Raw genomic sequence first — 25,273 nt, 5'->3', positions numbered from 1 at the left:
CGAAGCGCGGCGGCTGGGCGCGCCAGCGGCCCGCGGTCAGCTGCGGGTAACGGCCGTGGAGCCCGTGCTCGATCCTCAGACAGTGATGCCAGGGGTGCGCTTCGGGCGCTTCGGCAGCAGGCCGAACGCCTTCCCGGAACCCGAACCGCCGCGCGCAGCGTCATCAGCATCTGCGCCGGCGCCGCCATTGGGGCCGCTGCCCGGCCCCTCCTCCTTGGGCGACTCCTTCAGCTCATGCTTCGAGGCGCGCCCCGGGATCAGCCGCGCCGAGTTCAGGATGAACACCGTCTCGGAGCCCACGTGGATGACCGCCGCAGCGACCGGCGACAGAAGGCCGAAACCGGCGAGGACGATGCCGATGACGTCCACCGCGATCGTGCCGATTAAGTTGGCCATGACGATCGCGCGTGCCCGCTTCGCGATCGCGACAGTGCGGGCCAGATCGTGCAGGTCCGAGCTGATGAGGATGACGTCGGCGCTCTCCTGCGCCACCCCGGTGCCGGACCCCATCGCCACGCCGACGTGCGCGTGGGCGAGCGCGGGCGCGTCGTTGACGCCGTCGCCGATCATGGCGAGGCGGTGCCCCGCTTCCCGCTCCTGACGGATCACCTCGAGCTTCTCGTGCGGCAGCAGTTCGGCGCGTACATCGGTGATGCCGAGTTCGCGGGCCACGGCGCGGGCCGTGGGTTCGGTGTCGCCGGTGATGATGAGCGTGCGGATGCCGCGGCGGGTGAGGTCGCTGATCATCGTCTTCGCGGAGTCGCGGATCGTGTCAGCGAGCAGCACCGTGCCGATGCAGCGCCCGTCGACCGCCACGTGCACCGCGGTCGCCTCCCCCTGGTCGCGGACCACCCGCGGGGCGTCGGGGATGAGGCGGCGGGAGCCGACGGTGACCTCGTGACCATTGATGCGGGCGGCGATGCCGGAGCCGACGCGGTACTCGAAGTCGTCGGCGGGCATGAGGGCGATGCCGAGCTTGCGCGCCAGGTCGAGGATCGGTGCGGCGAGGGGATGCTCGGAGAACTGTTCGGCGCTGGCGGCGGTCAGCAGCAGATGCTTCTCGCTGACCCCGTCGGCCGGGCGGAGGCCCACCACGCGCGGGGTGCCGGTGGTGAGGGTGCCGGTCTTGTCGAACGCGACCACGTCCACCTCGGACAGGGCCTCGAGGTGGGCGCCGCCCTTGACGAACGCGCCGGTGCGGGCGATGCGGGCGATTGCGGCGAGAACGGCGAGCGGGGTGCCGGCGGCGACGCCGCACGCCCCGGCCACGATGATCACGGCGATGGTGGAGCGCGGGTCCTGCGTGATGAGGAAGGTGATGACTGCGCCGCCGAGCGCGAGGTACACGAGGTACGAGGCGAGCCGGTCGGCGAGGCGCTGCACGGGCGGCGCCTGCTCCTGTGCGTCCTGCACGGCGGTGACGATCCGGCCGTACGAGGAGTCGGCGCCGACCTTCTCGGCGCGCACTTCGAGGGCACCGACTTGGTTGATGGAGCCGGCGAACACTTCGCTGCCGGGTACGAGGTCCACGGGGACGGATTCGCCGGTGATGGACGCTTGGTCGGCGGTAGATTCGCCGGCGGTGACGACGCCGTCCACGGCGATGCGCTCACCGGGGGTGACGATGACGGTGTCGCCTTCGGCCAGCTGGTCCAGGGGGATGGTGCGGATGTGGCCGTCGCGGCGCACCTGGACGTCGTCCGGCAGGAACTCCATCAGAGAGGTGAGGGCGCCGCGGCCGCGCTCGAGGGCGAGGTCTTCGAGGATCTCGGCGGCGAGCACAAACGCGGTGATGACGAGGGCGGTGGTCCATTCGCCGATCGCTGCGGCGGCGACGATGGCGATCAGCATGGACAGCTCCATGCTCATGCGGCGCCCGCGGATGTCCTGCCACGCTTCGGTGAGGATCGGCCACAGCCCTACGCCGAGGCCGATGACGGCGACGGCGGGGACGGGGGCGGGCCAGCGCAGGCCGGCGAACACGAGGACCGCGCACAGCACCACGAATCCGACTCGGAGGGCGTCCGTCCGGTCGATCTTCTGCCAGACCGTGGGTGCTGTGGTGCTCATGGTTTCAGCGTAGAACACGCTGGTGAGACCGGCTGCGCGTTCCGGGACCGATGCCCCCATGGGGTATGCGCGGGGTTTGCTAGGGTGACGCTATGAATGAGTCCCGCCGCGCTGTTCTGGGGGCCGTGCCGCTGGTCGCGGCCGTCGGCCTGCTCGCCGCATGCTCCCGGAGCGCCACCCCGATGGCGACGGATCCGTCGGCGCCGGCGGACGGGGAGGCCGACGGGTCCGTGCTCGCCCCGTTCCACGGCCGCGATGCGCGCGAGGTCATCGACGAGCTGGAGTCGACGCCCGTGTCGGACCGCTCCCGGGACTTCCTGGCGCAGGTCCAGCACGATCAGCTGCTGCTGACGGATGTCGCAACGGAGGAGGCGCTCGCGCTGTCGCTGCCGGAGGGGATGTTCTACGTGTCGGTGGCGCCGTACGCGGCCCAGACGCACGACTGCTTCCTGCATTCGCTGACCACCTGCCGGGGCGAGATGGCGAGCGAGGAGCTGACGGTGACGGTGGAGGCGGCCGACGGGGCCGCGCCGTCCGGTGAGCTGCCGAGCGGTGAGAAGGTCACCACGCATGACAACGGGTTCTTCGGCCTGTGGCTGCCCGCCGGGATGCAGAAGGCGACTCTGCGGATCGAGCATGGGGCGTCCGGGAAGTCCGCGGAGCTGCCGATCTCGACGATGCCGGATTCGCCGACATGTGTGACCACCGCGCAGCTGGAGGGGTGATCGTCAGTTGCGGAGGCTGACCGTCAGCGGCGCAGGAGGCCCCGCACTCGGTCCAAGGCCGGGCGGATGCGGCCGCCCACCCAGTCATAGCCGCGGCTGCGCAACCGACCCGCTGTCCCCAGGCCGTGCTGGACCTGCTCCTTCACGGCGGGTAGAACGTGGCGGAAGGTCTTGAACCCCTTGTAGCGGGTGACCGGCAGGCCCATCGCGGCGGTGGCGACCAGTCGAGCGGTGATCATCCGTCGGCGCTCCACCTGGGCGGGCTGGACCGCGAGCACCTGGTCGGGGGTGACCTCCTCGACGGCGATGACCCCGTCGGCGACGGCCCGCTGGACCGCTCTCAGCCCTCGCTCCGTGCGGGCGATCAGGACGCTCTGCCCGTCCTGATCCTCGAACACGGGGTAGCCGCGCTCGTCGGCGTCCCACAGGTCTCCCGCCACGAGGTCCGCGGACTCCCCCATGCCGTCGGCGCACAGGCGGCAGCGCCACTGCACCGTGGGGCCGAGGCTCTTCCCCCAGGAGTCGTCGTAGTCGGTGCTGACCTTCGCCCCGGTGCTGGACACCGCCGTGAATCGGCCGGGCCAGCCGCGTCCGCGGTACCAGAGTTCGTCCACATCGTCGGGGTCGCCCCCGAGGCGGGTGATGAGTTCGTTGGTGGCGTCCTGCGACGGCGTCCCCGCGCAGAAGAACGACATGATCAGCGGCGCCCCTTCTCCGGTGCCGTACATCTGGCGGAGTGCGGCCGCTTCGCACGGCTTGCCGGTCGCGGTGTCGGCGGCGCCGAGTCCGCTGGCAGAGGAGCACGCGGACGTGGGCGCGTAGCGGCTGCCGGCCGCGGCGAGCGCCTCCTCCTTCGTCCGGATCGTGACGGGCACGGTGCGCCGCTGGTCGCGGGGGTCGGCGGTCGCACCGGTGGCGCGGGCCCCCGGGTTATGCTCCAGGTTCCAGGCGGTCAGTGCGGTCAGAACACCGCCGGAGCTTCCTCGGTGGCGGGTCGGGCCGTCCATGGCGTGGGCGCGCCACAGGCCCCGGTAGGGGCCGAGGATGGGGTGGGAGCCGCGGTCGGCGAACGGTGAGGCGACCGTGACTCCGGGGCAGATGCGCCGGAAGGCGGCGACGTCCGTGGAGGCGCCGGGGCCGGTCCTCACCGGGCGCATGTACCCGTTCTCGAGCCGCATCTTCAGGTCGGAGTCGAGCAGGGGACACGCCCCGCATCCTGTGCAGCGTTCGGTCTCCACAACGCGTCGTGCGCTGTCTGCCACGGTGCCGTGCGTCGACGGCCAGGGGAGTCGGAGCATGTCTCGTACTATATAGGCCGGTAGGGAAGAGTCCCTCGCCGGCGTTCGGCCGACAGCTCCGGCACATTTCCACTGATTGGCAGGCATATGCGCATCCTTGTTCTCTGGGCGAACGAAGCTCAGCCCAACCTCGGCGTCAGCGCCCTGGGTGCCGGCGCGCGCACTCTGGCCCTTCGCGCGTTCCCCGATGCCGAGATCTCGTTCCACAGCACCGGCGGAACCGACCTGCCGGGCAACGACGGACCAATCATCATCACGGTTCCGAAGAGCCTGTTCGCCGGTTTCCTGCTGAACCGGCGTGGGTTCCGCACCTGGCTGCGGTCATTCGATCTGATCCTCGATACGCGCGCCGGGGACAGCTTCGCGAGCATCTACGGGATGAAGCGCCTGGTGACCATGTCGATCCTGCCCTTGATGGCGCGGATCCTCCGGGTTCCCATTGTGCTGATGCCGCAGACGATCGGCCCGTTCGAGTCCGTGACCGCCCGCGGCATTGCGCGTGTCGTAATGCGCTCCGCGTCGGCGGTTATGGTGCGCGATGTCGGCAGTGTGCGCGCCGCCGAGGAGCTCGGCGTCGAGCCAGACGCGCTGGCCACCGATGTCGTCTTCAGCCTTCCCCGGCCTGAGCGGCGCCCTGAGCACGATGTTCTCCTCAATGTGTCGGGACTGCTCTGGGCTGACAATCCGCACGTGGACTCCGTACTGTATCGGCGGACGGTCCGCGCCGTCATCGACGGCCTGGAAGCGGACGGTCGCAAGGTCGCACTGCTGGAGCACTCCGTGGACAACGGCACCGATTTCGACAACGACGCGGTTGCCTGCCGGGAGCTGAACCGGGAGTACGGGGATCGGTTCCGTGTGCTCAGCCCGAGCACTGTGACCGAAGTCCGTGAGACGGTCGCCGGCGCGCAGCTGGTGATCGGGGCCCGCATGCACGCGTGCCTCAATTCGCTGTCCACCGGAACCCCCACGATCCCCATGGCCTATTCGCGGAAGTTCGCCCCGCTCTTCGAGGGGCTCGACTGGCCCCGCACGGTGGACCTGCGGACGGAAGCGGATCCGGCTCAGCTGATCCTTGAGCATGCGCGTGCGGACCTTCAGCCGGGGGTGCAGCATTCCTTGAGCATCGCTGAGTCCCGCACTGAACGGGTGGTGGAGGTTCTGCGTGCGGTTGCGTCGGTCAGCGCCACGCCCGGGACAGGGCATCCCAGCTGAGCCGATAGTCCCGGCGGACCGCGGGGACCAGGGCGGCGGCGCCGGCACCGAGAAGCTGCACCGTCACCATCGCGAGCAGCTCCAGCACCATGTGCGCGTGGATCAGAGCGCCCACCAGGGCCGTGAGGACCGTGACGACAGAGCAGACCGCGAAGATCCGGTAGGAGTTCGTCAGCAGCTCCGCGGTGGGGACCCCCGTCACCTTCCCCGCCCACACCAATGACAGTGGCCAGAGGAGGATCGGGGCGAGTGCGAATCCGCCCGCAACGCCAATGGGGCCGAGCGCAAAGGCGCCGATGCTGTAGAGGACGACCCGCACCGCCACGGACACCACCGTGTACTTCAGCAGGGACGTGGACGCCCCCTTCGCGGTGTAGATCCACCCGGCTGTCATCGCCATGGTGTTGAGCGCTTCGCCCACTGCCGCCAGACGGATGTAGTCGGTGGCGGGCGCCCAATCGGCCCCCATCATAATGAGAACGATCGGTTCGGCCGCTGCCGCGATCCCGAAGCCGAGCAGCACGATCGGGTAGCACAGCAGCATCTGCCCGCGGACGGCGAACTGGACCAGGCGGGAGTCGTCGTCCTGGTTCTTCGCCAGGGACGACAGCGCCACATTGGAGATCGGCCCCCGCACCTGGTTCAGCGGCATTCTGACCAGCTGGATGGAGCGACTGTAGTACCCGAGGGGGACCGCGCCGAAGAAGCGACCGATGAGGGCGAGGTCGAAGTTCTGCGAGAAGTACTGCACTGCTCGACTGGCGAGCAGGGGAATGCCGAAGTCGAAGAACTCCTTGAGCGGCACTCCGCGCTGCGGCAGTCCCGGCAGCCAGCCGATCCGCACCACGAGCAGCAGACCGCTGACCAGTGCGCCCACCAGCATCTGCGCCACGAGGGACCAGACCCCCGCGCCGGCGACCGCCAGCCAGATGCTGACGGCCAGGCCGACGGCGGCGCCGATGACGCCGGTCGAGGCGAGGAGCGCGAACCGCATGTCCCGAGTAGCGATCGCGTTGTGCTGCGCGGTGGTTCCGGACACCAGGAACGTCAGACCGAGACAGGCCACGACCGGCGCCACGTCCGGTGAGCCGAAGAACATGCCGACCAGTGGGGAGGCCGCTGCGACGATCACCGTCAGAGCCGCACCGACCGCGGCGTTCACCCACCACAGGTTGGTGTGCTGATCGCGGCTGACGGTGCGGGCGCGGATGACCGCGGTGGAGAGACCGGCGTCCTGGAACACGGCGGCGAACGCCATCACGGTCCACGCCATGGCGAAGAGTCCGTACTCCTGCGGGCCGAGCAGTCGTGCCAGGAGGACCAGGCCCACCATCTGCACGATGAGGCGGGCTCCCTGGCCGGTCAGCATGTGCAGTCCGCCGCGCGCGCTGGAGCGCGCAAGGGAGGACGCCATGTCAGTCCTGTTCGTCGAGGCGCCGCGCCCGCTTGCCGTGCGCGGCCCCGTCGGCCGGTGCGCTCTCGTCCGCCCCGCTGGCGGTGGCGTCCCCGTCGGCCTCCCGAAGCCGGCGGCGCTCCCCGAAGCCCTCGGTGATGCGGTACAGCACCGGCACAATCACCAGGGTGAGGACCGTGGAGGAGACCAGGCCACCGATGACGACCACCGCGAGCGGCTGCGAGATGAAGCCGCCTTCGCCAGTGATGCCGAACGCCATCGGCACGAGCGCGAAGATCGTCGCGGCGGCGGTCATAAGGATCGGCCGCAGACGCTTCTGCGCACCGTCAAGGATCGCCTCCTCGAGGCCCATGCCGTCGCGTCGGCGCTGGTTGACGAGGTCGATCAGCACGATCGCGTTGGTGACCACGATGCCCACGAGCATCAGCAGGCCGATCATGGACGGCAGACCCAACGGCACCTGCGTGAGGATCAGCAGCCCGAACGCGCCGACGGCGGCGAACGGGATGGAGATCAGCAGGATCAGCGGCTGGATCAGCGACTTGAAGATCCACACCAGCAGCACGTACACCAGCAGGATCGCGGCGAGGATCGCGATGCCGAGCTGGGTGAAGGTGTCGTCGATCTCGGCGGAGGCGCCGCCGATCTGGGCGCGGGCCGTCTCCGGCAGGTCGTCCTTGGTGGCGTCGATCGCAGCCTGGGCGCGGGCCACCGCGTCGCGGGTGTCATCGCCCGACGGGGTCACGGAGATCGTCACCGTGTCCTGATTGTCCTTCGAGGAGATCGTGGGCGGAATGTTCTCCTCACGGATCTCAGCGAAGTCGGTGATCAGCTTACCGGCGATCTCGATCTTCTTCAGATCCTCCAGCGTCTCCGCCTTCTTCTGGTCGGCAAGCTGGATCTCCAGGTCCGCGTCGGCCGTGGAGAGGGTGCCGATGCCCTGCGGCACCAGCTGCTGCGCCACCATCCCGACGATCGCGGAGTCGCTCAGGCCCGCCTCAGCGGCCTTCTTCCGGTCCACCGCGACCACGGCGGTCGGCTGGTCGGCTTCGAGGTCACTGGTGACGCGGTCGATGCCGGCCGGCATCTTCCCCTTCGTCAGCTCCTTCATGAGGATGTCGTTCGCCCGCTGACGCTCCTTCGCGGTGGCGGCGGAGATCTCGATGGTGACGTCGTTGGAGCCGGTGGGGCCGCCCATGGCGGTCTCTTCGATCTCCCCGGCGTCCGGCACGGACTGCATCGCCTTCAGAATGTCCTTGCGCAGAGCCTCCTGGTCGGCGTCCACATCGGTGGTGATGGAGTAGGACACTTCGTTCGCGGCGCCGCCCATACCGAAGTCGGAGGCGCCGATGGTGGTCTGCACGGTCTCCACACCGTCAACAGCCATCACCTTCTTCTCCACCTCGCTGGCCTTCTTGCCGGTCGCCTCCAGGCTGGTGCCGTTCGGCAGGGTCTGCGAGTAGGCGGCCATGTTCTGGCCGGAGTCGGACAGCAGGTTGATCTTCATCAGCGGCATCAGGAAGCCGGTGCCGACCAGCACCGCGAGCGCGAGCACCACGGTGATGATGGTGTGCCGCTGCGTCCACACGAGGACGGCGCGGTAGATGCGGGACAGCAGCGGGTCGCGGCGGGTGCCGTCGGCCGGCGCCCCCTCCGGCTTCTCCGCAGCCTGCGCGCTCTGCGCGGCCCGTTCCGCCTTCTTCCGCCCGCGGCGCGAGGGGCGCAGGAACCAGTACGCCAGCACCGGCACGATCGTCAGCGACACGAACAGGGAGGCGAGCATCGCGATGCCGACGGTGAGCGCGAACGGGCGGAACAGCTCGCCCGCCATGCCGCTGACCACGGCGACGGGGAGGAACACCAGCACGGTGGCGAGGGTGGATGCGGTGATGGCACCGCCGACCTCGCGCACCGCCACGCCGATGGCGCGCATCCGCTGCGCCGGGGTCGGCTTCTGCGGGCCCTCGTCGAGGTGGCGGGTGATGTTCTCGATGACCACGATGGAGTCGTCGACCACGCGGCCGATGGAGATGGTCAGCGCCGCCATCGTCAGCATGTTGAGGGTGTAGCCGGAGACCATCATCCCGACGAACGCCATCAGCAGCGACAGCGGGATCGAGATGGCGGTGACGATCGTGGGCCGGATCGCCAGCAGGAACAGCAGGATCACCGCGATCGCGAACACGAGGCCGAGCAGGCCCTCTTCGGCGAGCGACGCAATGGACTGCTGGATGAACGGCGCCTGGTCGAACACGGTGGAGATCTCAGCGTCGCCGCCGATGTCGCCGCGCAGGCGGTCCATCGTCGCGTTGACGTCGGTGGACACCTGCACGAGGTTCGCATCGGAGGTCGGCATCACCATCATGACGAGGGAGTCGCGGCCGTTGGTGCGCGAGATGTTCTCGGCGGTCTTCGTGGTCTCCTCGACCTTCGCGATCTCGGACAGCGCGACCGGCTCAGCGGGTGCCTGCGGGTCCTGACCCGCCTGACCCTGCTGGCCGTCCTGACCCATCTGGCCGTCCTGGCCGGGCTGGCCCTGCTGGCCGTCGGGGCCCGCCGCGCCGCCACCGGCCGACGGGGTCACGGGGATCTCCTTGAGCTTGTCGACCGAATCGATGCTCTCGCCGACCGTCACGTCAAGGGTGCGGGACCCGTCGGCCACCTGCCCGCCGGGGATGGAGAGGCCGTTGTCGTCGATGGCCTTCTGGATGTCACCTGTGGTGAGGCCGTGCTCGTCGAGCTTCGCCTGGTCGGGGGTGATGCGGACGATCCGCTCAGGCCCGCCGACCACCACGACGGAGGCGACGCCGTCGATCCGCTCCAGCTCCGGGATCACCTGCGAGGACAGGCGCGCATTCAGCTCCGCCGGGTCCAGCTCAGAGGACACGGCGAGGATTCCCGCGGGGATGTCACCGGAACCGCCGGCCACCACCTGCGTGTCCATGCCCTCCGGCAGCTGGTCCTTGATGCGGTTGAGGTTCGCCTCCACCTGGTTCGCGGACCGCGCCACGTCCGTGCCGTACTCGAGGTCGATCGTGATGCGGGTCAGCGACGACTGCGACGTGGACGACGTGCCCTCCACGTTCTCCAGCGCCTGCACCGACTGCTCGATCGGCTGCGCTCCGCGCTCCCGCATCTGCTGGGAGGTGGCGCCCGGCTCCGTCGCGATGACCTGCACCTGCGGCAGCTCCACCGACGGGATCAGCTCCTGCCGCATCGTGAGCATCGCGAGGATGCCGAGAATGGTGACGACCACGCTGACCAGCGCGGTGAACGGACGGTTGCGCAGGCTGATGTGGGACAGAAGATGCACGTGTTCTCCCCGAATGCTCGATCTCTGCTCTTACCCTCGCACACGGCGCCCTTCCGGGCCCATGAACAGAAGTCGGTGAGCGCAATTCCACACGCGCAGAACGGCTCGCTGCCCGGTTCCCGTCGGCCGTTACCATGAGCGGCATGCCCGCCTCCCCCGCCTCACCCGCGCCTGTCGCCGCGCCGCCGTCCAGCCGCATGATCCTCGGCCTCGCCGTGCCCGCTCTCGGCGCCCTCGTCGCCGAGCCCCTGTTCGTGCTCGTGGACTCCGCGTTCGTGGCGTACGTGTCCACGCCGTCCCTTGCCGGCCTCGGTCTCGCGTCCACTGTCCTCACCACGATGGTGGGCCTCGCGATCTTCCTCGCGTACGCGACGACCGCTGATGTGGCGCGCGCGGTCGGCGCCGGGGACATGCGCCGCGCCATCGCGAAGGGCGTGGACGCTTCGTGGCTGGCGCTGCTGATCGGCGCGGTGTGCCTCATCGGCCTGGTGGTGGGCGGCCCGGCGCTGCTGGGACTGTTTGGGCCGTCGGACGCAGTCATGCGGGAGGCGACCACGTATCTGCGGATCTCGGCGTTCGGGCTGCCGGCGATGCTGATGATCCAGGCGGCGAGCGGGCTGGTGCGCGGCCTGCAGAACACGACGATCACGCTGATCATTGCGGTGGCGGGCGCGGTGGCGAACATTCCGCTGAACTGGGTGCTGATCTTCGCCCTGGACCTCGGAATCGCGGGGTCGGCGATCGGGACGGTGGTATGCCAGTGGCTGATGGCGGCGGCGTACATCGTGATCGTGGTGCGCGGTGCCCGGCGCCATGCCGCGCCGCTGCGGCCGCATCTTGGTGGGGTGCGGTCGGTGTGGTCGTCGGCCCGGTGGCTGTTCATCCGGACGCTGACGCTGCGCATCGTGGTGCTCGCGACCACGGCGGCTGCGCTGAAGCTCGGTGATGTGCAACTGGCGGCGCACCAGCTGATGAACACGGTGTTCATGCTGACGTCGTTGGCTCTGGATTCGCTGGCGATTGCTGCGCAGGCGCTGACGGGCAAGTATTTGGGGGCGCGGGATCGGGCGTCGGTCACGACGGTGATGCGGACGCTGATCCACTGGTCGGTGCTGGGCGGTGCGGTGGTGTCGCTGCTGCTGGCGGCGGCGGTGTTCGTGGTGCCGGGCGTGTTCACGCCGGATCCGGAGGTGCAGGTGGTGCTGTTCTGGACGATGGTGGTGCTCCTTCTGGCGCAGCCGCTGGCGGGGTACGTGTTCGTGCTGGACGGTGTGTTCATGGGCGCGGGCGACGCGAAGTACCTGGCGAAGGCCGGTGTGATCACGATGTGCGCGTATCTGCCGTTCGCTGCGGCGATCTGGTGGGCGGCGTCCGTCGGCGGCGGCGGGGGTTCGTGGGTGTTCGCTGAGGTGTCGGGCGCGCCAGTGGGGCTGCCGCTGCTGTGGGCGGCGTTCACGGTGGTGTTCCTGGGCGCCCGCGCGGTGACGCTGTGGTGGCGCACCCGCACGGACGACTGGATGCACCTGGACGACGCGCCGGAGGGCGCGGGCGCGCAGGGCTGAGACGCGGGGCTGCGCTGGTCAGAACGGCGGCGGGCCGAGTTCTTCCGGCGGCACGGGGGTGCGCCGGGCACGTTTCGTCGGCGTCGCTTCCTCAGTCGGCTTCGTGGGGTCCTTCGGCTTCGCTGGTTTGTTCTTCTTCGCCTCCTCGGTCGGCTCCGCTTCGCTGTTCTCCTCGGCCGGTGCGTGCCGTTCGGGCTGTTCGGGCGTCCTGGATTCGGGCGGTTGCGGGGGCGGCGGCGCGGGCCCGATCTTCTTGCCGGTGCGGTACTGCTCCGCTTCCCACGCCTTCCAGATCGTGGTGGTCAGTGCGGCGGTGAGCAGATCCCGGTCCTGGGGCACGCTGACGCGGACCCCTCCCCCGAGGTCCCAGTCGGTGATGCCGCTGCCGGCCGACGGATGCCGGCGACTTTCTGCGCGCCGGCTCGGGCGGCAGTGCTTCGCTGTCTTCAGCTGGTGGTGCCTGCGGCAGAGCAGGTGCAGGTTGTCGAGCTCGGTGCGGCCGCCGCGGTGCGGGTCGTCGTGGTCGAACTCGATGATGTGGTCGGCTTCGGAGACCTTGTGGGTGCGTTTGCTGCAGCCGGGGAAGGCGCAGATCGGGTTGCGGGTGCGCAGGTGCTCGAGCATGGCGGTGCTCGGGGTGTAGCGGGTGGGGGCGACGGGAGCAATGGTGCCGGTCACCGGGTCGGTGAGCAGCCGGTACCAGGTGTTGTGGCCGGCGGCGAGTTCGCGCGCGTAGTCCGCGGGGATCGGAGTGATGCCGTCGATCGTGGCGGGCAGCTGGCTCCTGCCGGCGAGGGTCATCATGGGCACGAGGATGTTCAGGCGGAAGCGGTCGCGGTTGATGTCGACACCGTCGGTGTTGAACTCGGCGGTGGCGGCGAGGCGGCCGCGGATCTCGTCCATGGTCATCGGCTCACCGGTCCGGGCGACCTCACCGTCCGGATCGAAGGGGATGTCGCGGTTCTCCTTCAGCGCCCGGACCTGGGCTTTCTTGACGGCGCGGGCGGCCTCGTCGAGCCGTTTGGAGAATCCGAGCATTTCGGGGATCTCACCGGTCATGACGATCGACATCGACCCGGGCGCCTGCGGGTCCGGCCCCTCCACGCGCACGCTGTACGCCGGCGCCTCAGCTTCTTCCGCCGCCTCTTCTTCGAGGGATAGGAGGTAGCGCACGAGCAGGCGGACCTCACGGCGGAACGACTCCGGAGACATGCCGAAGTCCCACTCCTGCATCAGTTCATCCGCAGAGTTCAGGGACTCGATCGTGAGCCGGTCGCTGACGCGCAGCACGTACTCGAACATCTCCACGGTGAGCGCGCCGATTTCCAATTGGTCGAGCAGCTGCGGGAAGCCGACGACCGCGCGGTGGCCGTTCTCGATGCGGCGCTCAGCGCGGTGCACAGTGTCGCGCATGGCGACACCGGCTCGGGCCGCTTCGAGTTCGGCACCATCACCCACGGCAGCGCCTCGCGCGTCAGGGTCCACCATCCACAGGCCGGCGAGTGCGCGGTATTCACGCACCTGGAGGGCGGCGCGTTCGGCCTGGATATCCCACAGCTCCCGGTAGCGGCGGCCGAGAGTGGGCGTGAACTCGCCGCCGCGCGCCTGCTCGAGGCGGGAGTCAAGAGTGTCCCTGCGGATGGGCAGGCGGGGAGTGATCGGCGTCGGCGGCTTGCCCGACCTGGGTTCTGACTTCTCCGTGGGCTCGGGCGTGCTGTCGGGCGCTGACCGGCCCGGCCGCGGCGGGTGCGGGTGCGGGTGCACGGTCCGGTCTTCCGAGTGCTCGGAGTCATCGTCGGACGGGTCGGGCATAGCCAGCAGCGACACTGCGCTCACCCCCTCGGTCATCAGCAGTACCGGGCCGGATCATCGTCGATCAGGCCACTTCTTCGAACCTATGTTCGATTTTACCCCGGCAACCGTTCGCGATCAAGTCCTCTTAGAACATGTGTTTCCATATCTTCGGTGCGGACAGTTGTCCACAAGCGTGCCGCTGACAGGCGCAGGGAGGGCGCGTGGACCAGGAGCGCAGAGCGCGCCCAGCGGGGACGTTCATCACCCCGCAGTCGCCGCGCACTTACCCGTCGGCCCCGTCGGCCCGTAGAGTTCCCCCGTGCACGAATCCCCCTCCTCCGAAACCGAGACTGCCGCAGCCGACACCCGCGCCGCCGACGCCGCCGCCCCCGCGCAGCCCGGCGACACCGCAGCCGACGACACCGCCCGCAACCGGCGCGTCATCGGTCTGCTGATCGTCGCCGCGTTCACGGTGATCCTCAACGAGACGATCCTGTCCGTCGCCCTGCCGAACATCATGGGCGACCTGCAGATCGTGGAGACCACCGCGCAGTGGCTGCAGACCGCGTTCATGCTGACGATGGCGATCGTCATCCCCACCACCGGCTTCCTGCTGCAGCGGCTCACCACGCGCACCGTGTTCCTGCTGGCCATGGGCCTGTTCACCGCCGGCACCGCCATCAGCGCCCTCTCCCCCGGCTTCACCCCGCTGCTGCTGGGCCGCATCGTGCAGGCCTCCGGCACCGCGATCATGATGCCGCTGCTGATGACCACCGTGCTGAACCTCGTGCCCCCGCACCGCCGCGGCGCTGTCATGGGCAACATCTCCATCGTCATCTCCGTGGCACCCGCGATCGGCCCCACCATCTCGGGCCTCGTGCTGCAGGTGGCGCCGTGGCGGTTCCTGTTCCTCGTGGTCCTGCCGATCGCGGCGCTCATGCTCGCCGCCGGCGCCCGCTGGGTGGAGAACGTGTCCGAAACCAGCCGCACCCGCATCGACCTCGTATCGGTGATCCTCTCGGCGTTCGGCTTCGGCGGGCTGATCTACGGGCTCGGCACCATCGCCGCCCCGCGGGCCGACGGATCCCTGCCCGTCGCCCCGGTCATCGCGCTCGTGATCGGCGTGCTCGCCCTGGCCGTGTTCATCCGGCGCCAGCTGCAGCTCCAGCGCACCGACTCGGCGCTGCTGGACCTGCGCACCTTCACCTATTCGCGGTTCCGGCTCGCTCTGATCGTCATGATCCTCGCGATGGGCGCCATGTTCGGCGTGATCATCCTGCTGCCGATCTTCCTGCAGCGCGCCCTCGGCTACGAGACCCTGCAGGTCGGGCTGATGCTGCTGCCGGGCGGCCTGCTGATGGGTCTGCTGTCCCGCTCCGTGGGCCGCGCCTACGACGCGGTGGGGCCGCGCCCCCTCGTGATCCCCGGCGCGATCCTGCTGGCCGCGTCGCTGCTGGCGCTGTCGCGGATCAGCACGGACACCGGCACCCTGTACGTGCTCACCGCGCACATCGTGATGAGCCTGGGGCTGGCGCTGCTGTTCACGCCGCTGTTCACCACCGCGCTGGGGACGCTGCCGCCGCACCTGTACTCGCACGGATCGGCTGCCGTGGGCACGCTGCAGCAGGTGGCGGCCGGTGCCGGCACGGCGCTGATGGTGATGCTGATGGCACTGCGGTCCGAGGCCGCGGCGAACTCCGGCGCCGAGCCCGCTGCGGCGCTGACCGCGGGTGTGGGCTTCGCGCTGCTGATCGCGGGCTGCGCGGCGCTGCTGGCGCTGATCCCGGCGTCGATGCTGACGGCGAACCCGTCGGCCGGTGGGGAGAACGGGCAGGGCACGGCCCCGTCGGCCTCCGAGGAGCAGGCCGCGCACTAGCGGCGGCGCAGCCGCACCCCCATCAGCCGGCCGAGCAGGCCGGTGCGGCGCCCGTACGGCGGGAAGATCATGCTGAGCGTCTCCGGCTTCAGCGGCTTCTTCACCACCGGTTTCGGGTGCGTGAGCGCCTCGATGCTGGCGCGGCCGTGGTACCTGCCCATCCCGGATTCGCCGACGCCGCCGAACGGCATCAGCGAACTGCCCGCGTGGGCGAGCGCAAAGTTGACGGCGAGGGAGCCGCTGGAGGTCTGCTCGGTGAAGGCTCGCTCCACTTCCGGGTCGTCGGTGAACACCATCGCGGTGAGCGGTTTGTCGCCGCCGGTGACGATGCGGATCGCTTCGCTGACGCCGGTGACGGGGATCAGCGGCAGCAGCGGCCCGAAGATCTCCTCGCCCATGATGGGGGTCTCGAGGGCGCCCTCGGAGGCCGACGGGAGCCGCAGCAGAGTCGGTTCGATGAAGCGGTCGGCGCGGTCGGTGCCGCCGCCGTGGACGACACGGTCGCGGGAGGCGTCGAGGAGGCCGGTGAGGCGGTCGAACTGCTTGTCACTGACGATGCGGCCGTACTGCCCGCTGGTCTGCGGGTCCTCGCCGTACATGTGCGCGATCTGCTGCCGGATCTCGTCGGCGAGGTCGGTGAGGACGGCGCTTTCGCCCATCACGTAGTCGGGGGCCACGCAGGTCTGGCCGGCGTTGGTGAACTTCGCCCAGGTCAGGCGGGCCGCGACCGCCTTCAGGTCCATGCCGCGGTCCACGTAGACGGGTGACTTGCCGCCGAGTTCGAGGGTGGTGGGGGTGAGGTGCTCGGCGGCGGCGCGCGCCACCACGCGGCCCACGGTGCCGTTGCCGGTGAAGACGATGTGGTCGAATCGCTGGCGGAGGATGTGGGTGGTCTCGTCGATGCCGCCTTCGATCACCTGCACCCAGCGCTCGTCCATGTGCTCGGCGACGAGGCGGGCGAGGGCGGCGGAGCAGTGCGGGGTGATCTCCGACGGCTTCAGCATCACCGTGTTGCCGGCGGCGATCGCACCGATCACGGGCATGAGGCTGAGCTGCATCGGGTAGTTCCACGGTGCGATGACGAGGACGGTGCCGAGGGGTTCGCGGTGGATGTGGCCGGAGGCGGGCATGAGGAGCGTGCCGAGGCCGAACGCGGAGGGCTGCAGCCAGGACGCCAGGTTATGGCGGATGTGGGAGAGCTCCTGGGTGAGCGTGCCGAGTTCGGTGATGAGGGATTCGGCGCGGGGTTTGCCGAGGTCGGCTGCGAGGGCGTCGGCGAGGAGATCGCCGTCGCGTTCGATGCCGCGCTGGAGGCGGGCGAGCTGCTCGAGGCGGGCGTCAACGGGCCGGGTGATGCCGCTGGCGAAGCCGTCGCGGAGGGCGGCGAGGCCGCGGTCGATGTCGGCGTGGGAGGTCACGTGTTCCTCACTTCCTCGTGAGCTGTCGCAGAGCGCGTGCGGTGGGAGTGCGCGCGGTGCGGGTGCAATAGGCTGGGCGCATGGCCGAATCCTCAGCCGGCGCTCCTGTGATCCAGGCTACGGGAGTCCGCCGAATCCTGATTGTATGCACTGGAAACATCTGCCGATCACCGTTCGGCGAGATCGTTCTGCGCGAACGCCTCGCCGGCACCGGCATCGACGTGTCCTCCGCCGGCATCGGCGCTCTGGAGGGGCACCCGGTGGAGCCGGCGATGGTGGTCGAACTCGAGAAGAGGGGGATGCGGGCCGACGGGTTCCGCGCCCACCAGATCGACGCGTTCGATGTGCAGGACGCGGACCTGATTCTGGTGATGTCGCGCCGCCAGCGCCGCTTCATCACCGAAGAGTGGCCGCGGGCCGCGAAGAAGACCGTGCTGATGGGCGCGGCGCCCTCGATCGCGGACGAGCTCGACGGGCCCGACCCGGCAAGCGCGGTGCAGACCGTGGCGCGGCGCGGCAACGCCGAGGTCATGGAGGTGGAGGACCCGTACCGGAAGGATCCGGGGGTGTTCTCCCGCGTGGCCGACGAGATCGACGCCGCCGCCACCGCGCTCGCTGACGCGCTGATCCGCGCGGGCCGCCGCGCATGACGAGCGCCGCGATGACGGGCACTGCCGTCGCGAGCGCCGCGATGGCGAGCGCCGCCGGGTTCGGCATGCTGCTGAGCTTCGTGTTCGCCCTGTCCGGCGCGGCGAAGCTGCTGGACCTGCCGGGGACGCGTTCGGCGCTGATCTCCCTGCGGATCCCGGCGCGGCCCCTGCACCCGGTGATCGCGGTGGCGGTGCCGGTGCTGGAGCTGGTGGCCGCGGCGGCGCTGTGGGTGCCGGTGCGGTGGGTCGCCGTCGCGGGTGCGGGCCTCGCGCTGGTGCTGATGGCGGCGTTCACCGCGGTGATCGCGGGGGCGCTGCGGCGCGGCGATGCCGTCTCCTGCTCCTGCTTCGGCACGCTCGGTTCCCCGGAGGTGACGAGCGGGACGCTGGTGCGCAATGTGCTGCTGTCGGCGATCGCCGTGGTGGCCGGTGGTGCGGCATGGCTGGGTGCCGCGCCGGGTCTGCTGGCGTCGGTGGCGCCGTCGGCAGCGATCGTGCTGGCCGCGGTCGTGGGCGCGTCGGCCGCGATGGCGGTGCTGATCGCCGGGTCGAGCAACCGCCTCGCCGGTGAGGCGCCGACGGGGCCGAGCGCGAACGGCGGGCCGACGGGGGCTGCTGCGCCTGGCGCGCACAGCGGTGACGACCCGGATGCCGAGCTCGGCGACTATGTGCGCCTGCCGACGCCGTATGTGGCGCTGACGATGCCGGACGGGACGCGGCCTCCGCTGCGGACCCTGACGCAGACGCAGGCGCTGCTGCTGATCTTCCTCAACCCGGGTTGCGGGCCGTGCGTGCGGCTGATGCCGATGATCCGGGAGTGGTCCGAGCAGCTGCATCCGCTGGTTCGGGTGCTGGCGGTGCTGCCGACGGATCCCGGCGGGATGGATGAGGGGACCGCGCAGCACCTCGACGGACTCGACGCGTACGACCCGGACAACGAGATCGGCCAGATGATGGACCTCATGGGCCGCCCCTCCGCGGTGCTGCTCGGCGCGGACGACTACCTCGCCGGCGGGCCTGTCGCCGGGTCGGACACCGTCATCGAGTTCGTGCAGGACATCCGCGCGCAACTGGAGGAGGAGCAGGCCACGGCCGCCTCCGCGGCAGATCCGGCAAGCGCCGAGTAGTTCCGCTCACACCAGCAGCGCGTGGCTGCGCAGCAGCGCGAGCACCTCGGTGAGGACCGTCTCGGAGTCCGGGTGGTCGCCGATCTCGGCGCGCAGCAGCGCCAGCAGGTCCGCTTCGGTGAGATCAGCGGGGGCGTCGGCGTCCTCGTCGGCCTCCAGCAGCAGGCTCCACAGGAGCGCGCTGAGGCCCTCCAGCACCACGGCCGTGGGGGCGTCGCCGCCGGTGAGGACCACGCAGCCGTCGGCCGTCCACACGGCTTGGTGGAAGGGCAGCAGGCGCAGCGGAGCCCCGGCGGTTCCCGTAGCGCAGTCGCTCCCAAGGACCGACGGGTCCGGTGCCTCGGCCGGCCGCAGATGCGCTGGCGGGTCCACGATGTCGCAGTCGAATGACGCTCCGGTCGGGGCGCCTGCCGGCGCGTCATCGGCGGCGCGCAGATGCTCCGCCAGCGCGGCCGGCAGGTCCGCGGACTCCGCGTAGGTGGCGCGCAGCAGGCCGCCGGTCTGCTGCAGCAGGCGCACCAGGGTGCCGAGCGGGTTCGGGATCAACCAGATCGAGGAGGACTGACCGCTGATCTCCGCAACCGCCTCCACCAGGCGCATCGTCTCGACGGTTACACCGTCGGCGTCCTGATCGCGGTTCACCAGGAGGAACACGGACGGCGCGCCGACGCGGCCGGTCAGCACCCGGTCGATGCCGACCTCCGCCATGGTGAAGTCGCGCTTGCCGATTCTGGCCCCGTCGATCGTGTACACGTGAGAGAGGGGCTTCGGGTAGGCGTCGATCTGCAGGGAGCGCGGGTCAAGGATGGTGAGCTCGTCGGTGATGTAGCCGCCGCTGGCGGCGAGGACCGTGGTGGCGGTGGACTTACCCGCGCCGGAGGCGCCGGTGACCATCACGATGCCCACGCCCGGCAGGTCGACCGCGCCGGCGTGCAGGAGCAGCCGCTCGCCGATGAAGTGTTCGATGAGGGCCTGGGTGACGCGCCCGGAGACGATGTAGGACGAGTCGGCGTGCTCCGGCGGCAGCTGGATCGTGTCCGCGCCGTCGGCGTCGTCGCCGGTTTCGCCGGTGATGCCGACCCGCAGGGTGATGCCGGCGGGTGCGGGATCTCGCGGCGAGCGTGTGACCAGCGGGTCCCACAGCTCGGCGAGCTGCGCGGCGATCGCGGCGGTGCCGCGGTCGGGCTCGGCGGCGGGCGCGAAGCGCAGCACCACCGGAAGGTCCGCGACCTCCAGGTGCAGCGGCGCGGGGGTCGTGCTCATGCGGTGTCCACCAGCCCGTCGGCGGCGAACTCCTCCAGCACAGTGCGCAGCTGCTCGGCGGCATGGGCCGGCATATCGGGCATGTCGCGGCGCATCCGGTCAGCGACCTCGTCGGCCGTGAGGGCCTCCCCCGCCTCCTCCAACGTCAGCAGCATCAGCAGAGCCGTCGCGTTGACATGGATGTAGGGGCCGGAGGGGAAGATCCCCACCCAGGCGTCCTCCCCACCGGGGTCGATGTCGAAGCCGAACGGCCGGGCACGGTAGCGGACTCCCCGGTCCGCTCCCCCGCCCGTTCCGGCGGGATCGCCCATCACTGCACGGTCGTTCATCACGGCACGCTCGCCTGCACGATCCGACCATGGCCGCCGACAGCAACCGCGCCGTCATCAGCGCTGACGAACACGGCATCGCCGGGGCGGACCCGCGCACGGCCCGAGGCGGACTGCAGCAGCACGTCCCCGTCGATGCACAGCAGGATCCGCGGCCCCTGCCCCGGCACCCGGATCGACGGGTAGAAGCTGGCGCCGTCCGGCAGCGTGGTGATGGACAGTTCGAAGTCGTCGATCGGGGAGAAGTACGCAGCGGTGTTCTCCGTCAGCTTCTCCGGGCCGATGCGGATCGGCGGCGCCGCCGCCACCGACGCGCACTGCAGCAGTTCGTTCGCATCCACCTTCTTCGAGGTGAGGCCGGCGCGCAGAACATTGTCGCTGGAGGCCATGATCTCGATGCCGAGACCGGACTGGTAGGAGTGGATGATGCCGTCGGGCACGAACATCGCCTCCCCCGGCTGCAGCGACACCGGGTTCATCAGCAGCGCCGCCGCCACCCCCGGGTCCCCCGGGTGCACGGACTGCAGGGTCGCCACAGTCGCGTCGATGCGCGGGGACGGCGACTCTCCGCTGTCCAGCCTCCGTCGGCAGGCCTCCGCGAGCGCCCCCACCTCCTCGGCCGACGGGGACAGCGCCGGCGTGACCAGGCGGCGGAAGGCGGCGCGCATCCCGTGGGCCGACGGGTGCTCCGTGATCAGCTGCGTCAGCTGCTCCGACAGGGGCGTGTCCAGCCCCCGCACGATGGAGAGGGCTTTGCGGGGGGTGCGGAATCCGCAGAGGGCCTCGAACGGGGTGAGCGCCATCAGCATTTCCGGCTTGTGGTTGGCATCGCGGTAGTTGCGGCCGTGGGAGTCGAGGGGGATGCCGGCGGCGTTCTCCGCCGCGAACGACTCCTGCGCGTGCTCCTTCGACGGGTGCACCTGCAGGGACAGCGGCTGCGCAGGGGCGATGAGCTTCAGCAGGAACGGCAGAGCGGGCCCGAAGGCGCGCATCACGGAGTCGCCGAGCATGCGGCGCGGGGCGGCGGCGATGACCGCGTCCAGGCCGCGGGCGCCGTCGGCGATGGTGGAGGGGGCGAGCGGGTGCGCGCCGAACCAGATCTCCGCCCACGGCTGCCCGTCGGCGGGGCGGGACAGGAACTGGGGCAGAACATCGGTGGATCCCCAGGCGTAATGCTGGACGAAGCCGTCGATCCTCAGCATCGGTCACCATCCTCGGTGGTCGGGCGGGCAGTAGCATGGGCGGCATGGAGGAGCTGTCGACCAACGCACCGGTGGAGCCGCGCCTGCGCATCACGCACGCGCTGCTGCAGGACCTCGCCGACGGCTGCGGCGCGGACGTCCTGCACATCAAGGGCAGCGCCATCCACCCGGAGCTGGCGGAGGGCCGCGGCGTCTCCTCGGACTGCGACGTCCTGGTTCGGCCCGCGCATGTGGCGGCGTACCTCGCCGCCATGAAGGCGACCGGGTGGGAGATGCGCACCAGCTTCGAGCAGGGCTCCGTGTTCGCTCACGCGGCAACGCTGTACCACCCGGTGTGGGGCACCACCGATCTGCACCGCTCCTACCCCGGTCTCGCCGCCGAGGCGGCCGACGTGTTCACGGCCCTGTGGGCCCAGCGCGACGGCATGGACCTGGGCGGCCGCACCGTGCAGGTGCCGAGCCGCAGCGACCAGGCCCTGCTGCTGCTGATGCATGCGGCGCGCTCCGACGGCCCGAAGGCCGAGCACGACTTCGACCGCACGTGGACCTCCGCGACCGCGCAGGAGCGGGCGGCGCTGGAGGCGCGCGCCGGTGAGCTGCAGGGCCTGGCGGCGCTGCTGGTCCTCACCGATGAGGGCGACGGGGTGCGGCGCGAGCGCGCCCGCAGCATGCAGGACTTCCACCTGTGGGATGCGGTGATCTCCGGCGCGAACCCCACGGAGGTGTGGTCGGCGCGGCTTCAGGACGCGCGCGGTGTGCGCGGAAAGCTGGCGGTGGCGTGGAGCGCGGCTCATATCAATCGTGACCATCTCGCTCTGCGCCTGGGGCATCAGCCGAGCGACCGTGAGGTGCGGCAGGAATGGCTGGATCGTCTGCGGCGCGGTGGGCGGCGCCTGCTGCAGATGGTGCGGCGCCGGTCCTGAGCGCGCGCTGCACCACCGCCCGGCCGGTGAGGACGCCGATGGCGCCGCCGAGGGTGTTGGTGACGACGTCGCCGATGCTGGCGATGCGGGTGCCCATGGAGAACTGATACGTCTCGACCGCGATGGACGCCATCGCGAGGGCGAGGATCCACCAGCGGGTGCGGATCAGCAGATGGAGGGCGAAGCCGATCGGGATGAACAGCACGATGTTCATGAGAGCGGCGAAGGCCTCCGGGGTGATGAACCGAGTGAGGCCGACGGGCCCCAGCAGTGCCTGCCAGACGGCGACGTTCAGCCGGTTCACGCCCCAGCCGTCCGCCGTGGTGAGGAGCGAGCCGACGGCGACGACGGTCGCGAGCAGAATGAGCGCGCCGAGAATGCGCAGGCGGGCGCTCAGGGAGGCGGGCCGGGTGCTCATCAGTACGCCCCTTCGGAGGCGATGACAGCGCGGACCGTGCGGACCAGGATCGACATGTCCTGTGCGAACGACCAGTTGTCCACGTAGAACAGGTCGAGGCGGACCGTCTCGTCCCAGGAGAGGTCGGAGCGGCCGCTGACCTGCCACAGGCCGGTGATGCCGGGCCGCACCGACAGGCGCCGGTGCGCATCGTCGTGGTACGACTCGACCTCGCTGGGCAGTGCGGGGCGCGGCCCGATGAGGGACATGTCGCCGCGCAGCACGTTCCACAGCTGCGGCAGCTCATCGAGGGAGTAGCGGCGCAGAACACGGCCCACGCGGGTGATGCGCGGATCTTCGGCCATCTTGAACATGACGGCGTTGCCGCGGTCGCGGTCGGCGTTCTCCAGCATCTGGGCGCGCACCTTCTCCGCGTCCGGCACCATGGAGCGGAACTTCAGGAAGCTGAACAGCTGCCCGTCGCGGCCCACGCGCTGCTGGGTGAAGAGGACGGGACCGCCGTCGCCGAGCTTCACCGCGAGCGCGATGGCGAGCAGCAGCGGGGAGATGAGGATCAGGCCGGCGGCGGTGGAGACGATGTCGAAGGCGCGCTTGGACCAGCTGAGGGAGGCGCGGGCGCGCGGCGGCTCCAGGTGCACGAGCGGCAGGCCCGCAACGGGGCGCATCATGACGCGGTCCGCTGCGATCTCACTCATGCCCGGCACCACGATGACGTCGAGGTCGAACGCTTCGAGGTCCCAGGCGATGCGACGGAACTCGTCGCTGGTCATCATGGAGCCGGCGGTGAACAGCAGCACGGAGGGGCGGTGCTCGCGGACGATGTCGGCGAGGTGGTCGGTGGTGCCGAGGGCGTCGATGCCGAGGCGGGAGCGGCGGCGCGGGTCGTGCGGTGGAGTGATGACGCCGACGATGTCATACCCGAGCCAGGTCTCGCGGGTGATGGTGCGGGCGATCGCATCCACGTGCGGCATGGATCCGACCAGCACCACGCGGGACTGCAGGTGTCCACGGGCGCGCATCCCGTTGATGACGCGGCGGATCACGAACCGGCTGGCCAGGAGGAACACCGGCCCGATCATGAAGAAGATCGTGAAGAACACGCGGCTCAGCGGCTGCCCGGTGAGGAACAGGGCGATGCCGGAGAAGCCGGCGGCCACCACGGTGGCGCGCAGGATCGCGGAGTAGATCTCGGTGCCGGTGGTGGCGAAGCGGGGGTTGTAGCCGCCCATCAGCGCGATGGCGATGAGCCAGCCGAGGGCGAGCGCCCACACACCGTCCCCGAGATGGCTGGAGAGGTCGTTGGCGTGCTCCACACCGGGGACGGTCTGGCGGATGAGATAGGCGATGAGGAGGGCGAGGCCGAGGCCGAGCAGGTCGGCGAGGACCTGGACGATGCGGTAGATGTGGCGGTGGCGGAGGCGGCGGAAGGGGCCGACAGGTTCCGGCGCGAGGGGGTTTGCGGCAGGCGAGGCGGGCGTGCCGGTGGTCGATTCGACCGTGCTCATCTGCACCTCCTCCTCGGCATCATCACGTCGTTTCACACCTGTTACCTTACCGCGTGGTTGACGAAAGCGATGAAAGCGTCGCTGAAAGTCACCTCAACGGACCTACGCGGCGAAGAACCGCTCCATCTCACGGGCCCTGTGCACCATCGTGTGCTCTGCGAGGGTGCGGCGCTTCCCCGCCTCCCGCAGCCGATCGGCCAGGCCGCGGTCCCGGCGCAGGCGGTGCACCTGGTCCACCAGGTCGTCGAGGTCGCGGTACACGAGCACCTCGCGGTCCGGTTCGTACAGCTCGGCGATGTCCTCCCGGTCGATCAGGTGGACCCCGCCCACGCCGGGGGTTTCGAAGGTGCGCATCGTGAACCCGTCCTGGTTGAAGTGGGAGTTCACGGATGCGAGGGATCCGCGCATGATGCCGTAGGCGACAGAACGGGACACATCGCGCCCGGCGGGGATGGCGGGACGGTCGCTTCCCCAGGTGCGGGCACGGTCCCGCCAGTCGTGGCTCCAGGTGCGGCCGTAGGCGCGCACCGGGACGTCGGAGTCGTGGAGGTACTGCATCGCCTCGATGCGGTTGGGGTAGGCGGCGCCGATGAAGGTGGTTTCACTGCGGTGGCCGATCTCCCGGTACGGGGTGAAGGTGTCGAAGCCGTTGGCGATGTGGCGCACTGTGAGGCCGCGGCGGTCGAGTTCGGCGGCGTCGTGCACGGAGTAAGTGGCGATCTTGTCGAAGGCGGCGATGCGGTCGTCGCTGAACTGCATGCGGCGCATCTCGTCGTAGAACCAGACGATGGTGGGGATCCGCATCGCCTCGAGCTCCTCCCAGAACCCGTCGGACAGCGCATCACCCTTGATGACCAGGACGCGGTCGGGGCGGATCTCGCGCAGGGCCGCTATGACGGGGGCACTGAGGCGGCGGGCGCGTTCGGCGGAGCGGTCGATGCCGAGACGTTCGGGCAGTTCGAGCTCTGCTTTGTTGCGGATCTTCTCGGTGATGGTGGTGAACGCGTCGTAGCAGATGACGGTGACGTCGGCACCGACGGCCTCGAACGCTGCCCGGAACGCTTCGTGGTAGCCGTGGAACGCCGGGGTGATGATGGCGAGGCGGGTGCCGCGCGGGGTTGTCGCCATGACGGTCATCGGCTCCTTGTGGTGGGCGTGGGTAGTGGGCGAG

Annotated in this window: 18 protein-coding genes and 1 pseudogene; 7 read left to right on the top strand and 12 right to left on the bottom strand. The window is 70.2% G+C overall.

The window, feature by feature from the left end; genetic code table 11:
• Positions 1 to 75: 75 nt before the first annotated feature.
• Positions 76 to 2,070 carry a heavy metal translocating P-type ATPase gene (locus R3I40_RS11125; protein ID WP_285261967.1) on the bottom strand — a complete coding sequence of 665 codons (1,995 nt, stop codon included), beginning with the start codon at positions 2,068 to 2,070 and terminating at the stop codon, positions 76 to 78.
• Between the two features lie 92 nt (positions 2,071 to 2,162).
• Here R3I40_RS11125 and R3I40_RS11120 point away from each other — a divergent pair, with 92 nt between their 5' ends.
• The gene (locus tag R3I40_RS11120) at positions 2,163 to 2,795 is read left to right on the top strand and encodes a CueP family metal-binding protein (RefSeq protein WP_285261968.1); all 633 of its coding nucleotides are present in this window, start codon (positions 2,163 to 2,165) and stop codon (positions 2,793 to 2,795) included.
• 23 nt (positions 2,796 to 2,818) lie between these two features.
• Here the strand turns inward: R3I40_RS11120 and R3I40_RS11115 are convergent, their stop codons facing one another.
• Positions 2,819 to 4,093, bottom strand: coding sequence for a Coenzyme F420 hydrogenase/dehydrogenase, beta subunit C-terminal domain (locus R3I40_RS11115; RefSeq protein ID WP_285261969.1), 1,275 nt, complete (start codon positions 4,091 to 4,093; stop codon positions 2,819 to 2,821).
• 87 nt (positions 4,094 to 4,180) lie between these two features.
• On the opposite strand from R3I40_RS11115, the gene R3I40_RS11110 reads away from it, so the two are divergent.
• Entirely contained in the window at positions 4,181 to 5,308 is a 1,128-nt protein-coding gene (locus R3I40_RS11110; protein WP_285261970.1) for a polysaccharide pyruvyl transferase family protein, read from the top strand.
• Here the strand turns inward: R3I40_RS11110 and R3I40_RS11105 are convergent.
• Both R3I40_RS11105 and R3I40_RS11100 read right to left on the bottom strand, forming a co-directional pair.
• Positions 5,274 to 6,722: a lipopolysaccharide biosynthesis protein gene (locus R3I40_RS11105; RefSeq protein ID WP_285261971.1), complete on the bottom strand. Its 1,449-nt coding sequence runs from the start codon at positions 6,720 to 6,722 to the stop codon at positions 5,274 to 5,276. The genes R3I40_RS11110 and R3I40_RS11105 overlap by 35 nt on opposite strands.
• Before the next feature lies 1 nt (position 6,723).
• Positions 6,724 to 10,035, bottom strand: coding sequence for an efflux RND transporter permease subunit (locus tag R3I40_RS11100; RefSeq protein WP_285261972.1), 3,312 nt, complete (start codon positions 10,033 to 10,035; stop codon positions 6,724 to 6,726).
• A 143-nt stretch (positions 10,036 to 10,178) separates the two neighbouring features.
• Between R3I40_RS11100 and R3I40_RS11095 the strand changes: the two genes are divergently transcribed.
• Positions 10,179 to 11,597, top strand: coding sequence for an MATE family efflux transporter (locus R3I40_RS11095; protein WP_285261973.1), 1,419 nt, complete (start codon positions 10,179 to 10,181; stop codon positions 11,595 to 11,597).
• 18 nt (positions 11,598 to 11,615) lie between these two features.
• Here R3I40_RS11095 and R3I40_RS11090 read toward each other — a convergent pair whose 3' ends face one another.
• Positions 11,616 to 13,445 (bottom strand): HNH endonuclease signature motif containing protein, encoded by a 1,830-nt coding sequence (locus R3I40_RS11090; protein ID WP_317700007.1) that lies wholly within the window; start codon positions 13,443 to 13,445, stop codon positions 11,616 to 11,618.
• Between the two features lie 265 nt (positions 13,446 to 13,710).
• On the opposite strand from R3I40_RS11090, the gene R3I40_RS11085 reads away from it, so the two are divergent.
• The gene (locus R3I40_RS11085) at positions 13,711 to 15,267 is read left to right on the top strand and encodes a DHA2 family efflux MFS transporter permease subunit (RefSeq protein ID WP_285261975.1); all 1,557 of its coding nucleotides are present in this window, start codon (positions 13,711 to 13,713) and stop codon (positions 15,265 to 15,267) included.
• Here the strand turns inward: R3I40_RS11085 and R3I40_RS11080 are convergent.
• Positions 15,264 to 16,685, bottom strand: coding sequence for an aldehyde dehydrogenase family protein (locus R3I40_RS11080; protein ID WP_285261976.1), 1,422 nt, complete (start codon positions 16,683 to 16,685; stop codon positions 15,264 to 15,266). The genes R3I40_RS11085 and R3I40_RS11080 overlap by 4 nt on opposite strands.
• 80 nt (positions 16,686 to 16,765) lie before the next feature.
• On the opposite strand from R3I40_RS11080, the gene R3I40_RS11075 reads away from it, so the two are divergent.
• Both R3I40_RS11075 and R3I40_RS11070 read left to right on the top strand, forming a co-directional pair.
• Positions 16,766 to 17,335 (top strand): arsenate reductase/protein-tyrosine-phosphatase family protein, encoded by a 570-nt coding sequence (locus R3I40_RS11075; RefSeq protein WP_183376762.1) that lies wholly within the window; start codon positions 16,766 to 16,768, stop codon positions 17,333 to 17,335.
• An 11-nt stretch (positions 17,336 to 17,346) separates the two neighbouring features.
• A complete protein-coding gene (locus R3I40_RS11070; RefSeq protein ID WP_285261977.1) occupies positions 17,347 to 18,462 on the top strand; it encodes a TlpA family protein disulfide reductase in 1,116 nt (371 codons plus the stop codon).
• 6 nt (positions 18,463 to 18,468) lie between these two features.
• Here R3I40_RS11070 and R3I40_RS11065 read toward each other — a convergent pair whose 3' ends face one another.
• The 3 genes from R3I40_RS11065 to manA are packed head-to-tail and all read right to left on the bottom strand — an operon-like array spanning position 18,469 to position 21,256.
• The gene (locus R3I40_RS11065) at positions 18,469 to 19,725 is read right to left on the bottom strand and encodes a hypothetical protein (RefSeq protein WP_285261978.1); all 1,257 of its coding nucleotides are present in this window, start codon (positions 19,723 to 19,725) and stop codon (positions 18,469 to 18,471) included.
• Positions 19,722 to 20,054: a hypothetical protein gene (locus R3I40_RS11060; protein ID WP_239375611.1), complete on the bottom strand. Its 333-nt coding sequence runs from the start codon at positions 20,052 to 20,054 to the stop codon at positions 19,722 to 19,724. The genes R3I40_RS11065 and R3I40_RS11060 overlap by 4 nt, the downstream gene beginning before the upstream one ends.
• Positions 20,054 to 21,256 carry a mannose-6-phosphate isomerase, class I gene (manA, locus tag R3I40_RS11055; protein ID WP_239375612.1) on the bottom strand — a complete coding sequence of 401 codons (1,203 nt, stop codon included), beginning with the start codon at positions 21,254 to 21,256 and terminating at the stop codon, positions 20,054 to 20,056. Before manA ends, R3I40_RS11060 begins: the two co-directional genes overlap by 1 nt.
• Before the next feature lie 44 nt (positions 21,257 to 21,300).
• On the opposite strand from manA, the gene R3I40_RS11050 reads away from it, so the two are divergent.
• Positions 21,301 to 22,179 carry a nucleotidyltransferase family protein gene (locus R3I40_RS11050; RefSeq protein WP_183376752.1) on the top strand — a complete coding sequence of 293 codons (879 nt, stop codon included), beginning with the start codon at positions 21,301 to 21,303 and terminating at the stop codon, positions 22,177 to 22,179.
• 85 nt (positions 22,180 to 22,264) lie between these two features.
• Here R3I40_RS11050 and R3I40_RS11045 read toward each other — a convergent pair.
• The 3 genes and pseudogenes from R3I40_RS11045 to R3I40_RS11035 all read right to left on the bottom strand — a co-directional run.
• Positions 22,265 to 22,393 (bottom strand): annotated as a pseudogene (locus R3I40_RS11045) (VanZ family protein); the annotation flags it as partial.
• Positions 22,394 to 22,596: 203 nt separating this feature from the next.
• On the bottom strand, positions 22,597 to 24,138 hold the full coding sequence (locus tag R3I40_RS11040) for a sugar transferase (protein WP_285261979.1): 1,542 nt from the start codon (positions 24,136 to 24,138) through the stop codon (positions 22,597 to 22,599).
• A gap of 66 nt (positions 24,139 to 24,204) precedes the next feature.
• Positions 24,205 to 25,230 (bottom strand): CgeB family protein, encoded by a 1,026-nt coding sequence (locus R3I40_RS11035; RefSeq protein WP_285261980.1) that lies wholly within the window; start codon positions 25,228 to 25,230, stop codon positions 24,205 to 24,207.
• Between the last annotated feature and the right edge of the window lie 43 nt (positions 25,231 to 25,273).

The sequence above is a fragment of the Helcobacillus massiliensis genome, assembly GCF_033106145.1.
In the GTDB taxonomy this organism is placed as follows: Bacteria; Actinomycetota; Actinomycetes; order Actinomycetales; family Dermabacteraceae; genus Helcobacillus; species Helcobacillus massiliensis.
The sequence above is the reverse complement of the archived record's forward strand: the minus strand, read 5'-3'. Positions and strand labels throughout refer to the sequence as shown.

Bases quoted from the DNA above. Each gene is read 5' to 3' on its own strand.
- R3I40_RS11125 (WP_285261967.1), bottom strand. From the start codon at position 2,070: ATGAGCACCACAGCACCCACGGTCTGGCAGAAGATCGACCGGACGGAC.
- R3I40_RS11120 (WP_285261968.1), top strand. From the start codon at position 2,163: ATGAATGAGTCCCGCCGCGCTGTTCTGGGGGCCGTGCCGCTGGTCGCG.
- R3I40_RS11115 (WP_285261969.1), bottom strand. From the start codon at position 4,093: ATGCTCCGACTCCCCTGGCCGTCGACGCACGGCACCGTGGCAGACAGC.
- R3I40_RS11110 (WP_285261970.1), top strand. From the start codon at position 4,181: ATGCGCATCCTTGTTCTCTGGGCGAACGAAGCTCAGCCCAACCTCGGC.
- R3I40_RS11105 (WP_285261971.1), bottom strand. From the start codon at position 6,722: ATGGCGTCCTCCCTTGCGCGCTCCAGCGCGCGCGGCGGACTGCACATG.
- R3I40_RS11095 (WP_285261973.1), top strand. From the start codon at position 10,179: ATGCCCGCCTCCCCCGCCTCACCCGCGCCTGTCGCCGCGCCGCCGTCC.
- R3I40_RS11090 (WP_317700007.1), bottom strand. From the start codon at position 13,445: ATGACCGAGGGGGTGAGCGCAGTGTCGCTGCTGGCTATGCCCGACCCG.
- R3I40_RS11075 (WP_183376762.1), top strand. From the start codon at position 16,766: ATGGCCGAATCCTCAGCCGGCGCTCCTGTGATCCAGGCTACGGGAGTC.
- R3I40_RS11070 (WP_285261977.1), top strand. From the start codon at position 17,347: ATGACGGGCACTGCCGTCGCGAGCGCCGCGATGGCGAGCGCCGCCGGG.
- R3I40_RS11065 (WP_285261978.1), bottom strand. From the start codon at position 19,725: ATGAGCACGACCCCCGCGCCGCTGCACCTGGAGGTCGCGGACCTTCCG.
- R3I40_RS11060 (WP_239375611.1), bottom strand. From the start codon at position 20,054: ATGAACGACCGTGCAGTGATGGGCGATCCCGCCGGAACGGGCGGGGGA.
- manA (WP_239375612.1), bottom strand. From the start codon at position 21,256: ATGCTGAGGATCGACGGCTTCGTCCAGCATTACGCCTGGGGATCCACC.
- R3I40_RS11050 (WP_183376752.1), top strand. From the start codon at position 21,301: ATGGAGGAGCTGTCGACCAACGCACCGGTGGAGCCGCGCCTGCGCATC.
- R3I40_RS11035 (WP_285261980.1), bottom strand. From the start codon at position 25,230: ATGGCGACAACCCCGCGCGGCACCCGCCTCGCCATCATCACCCCGGCG.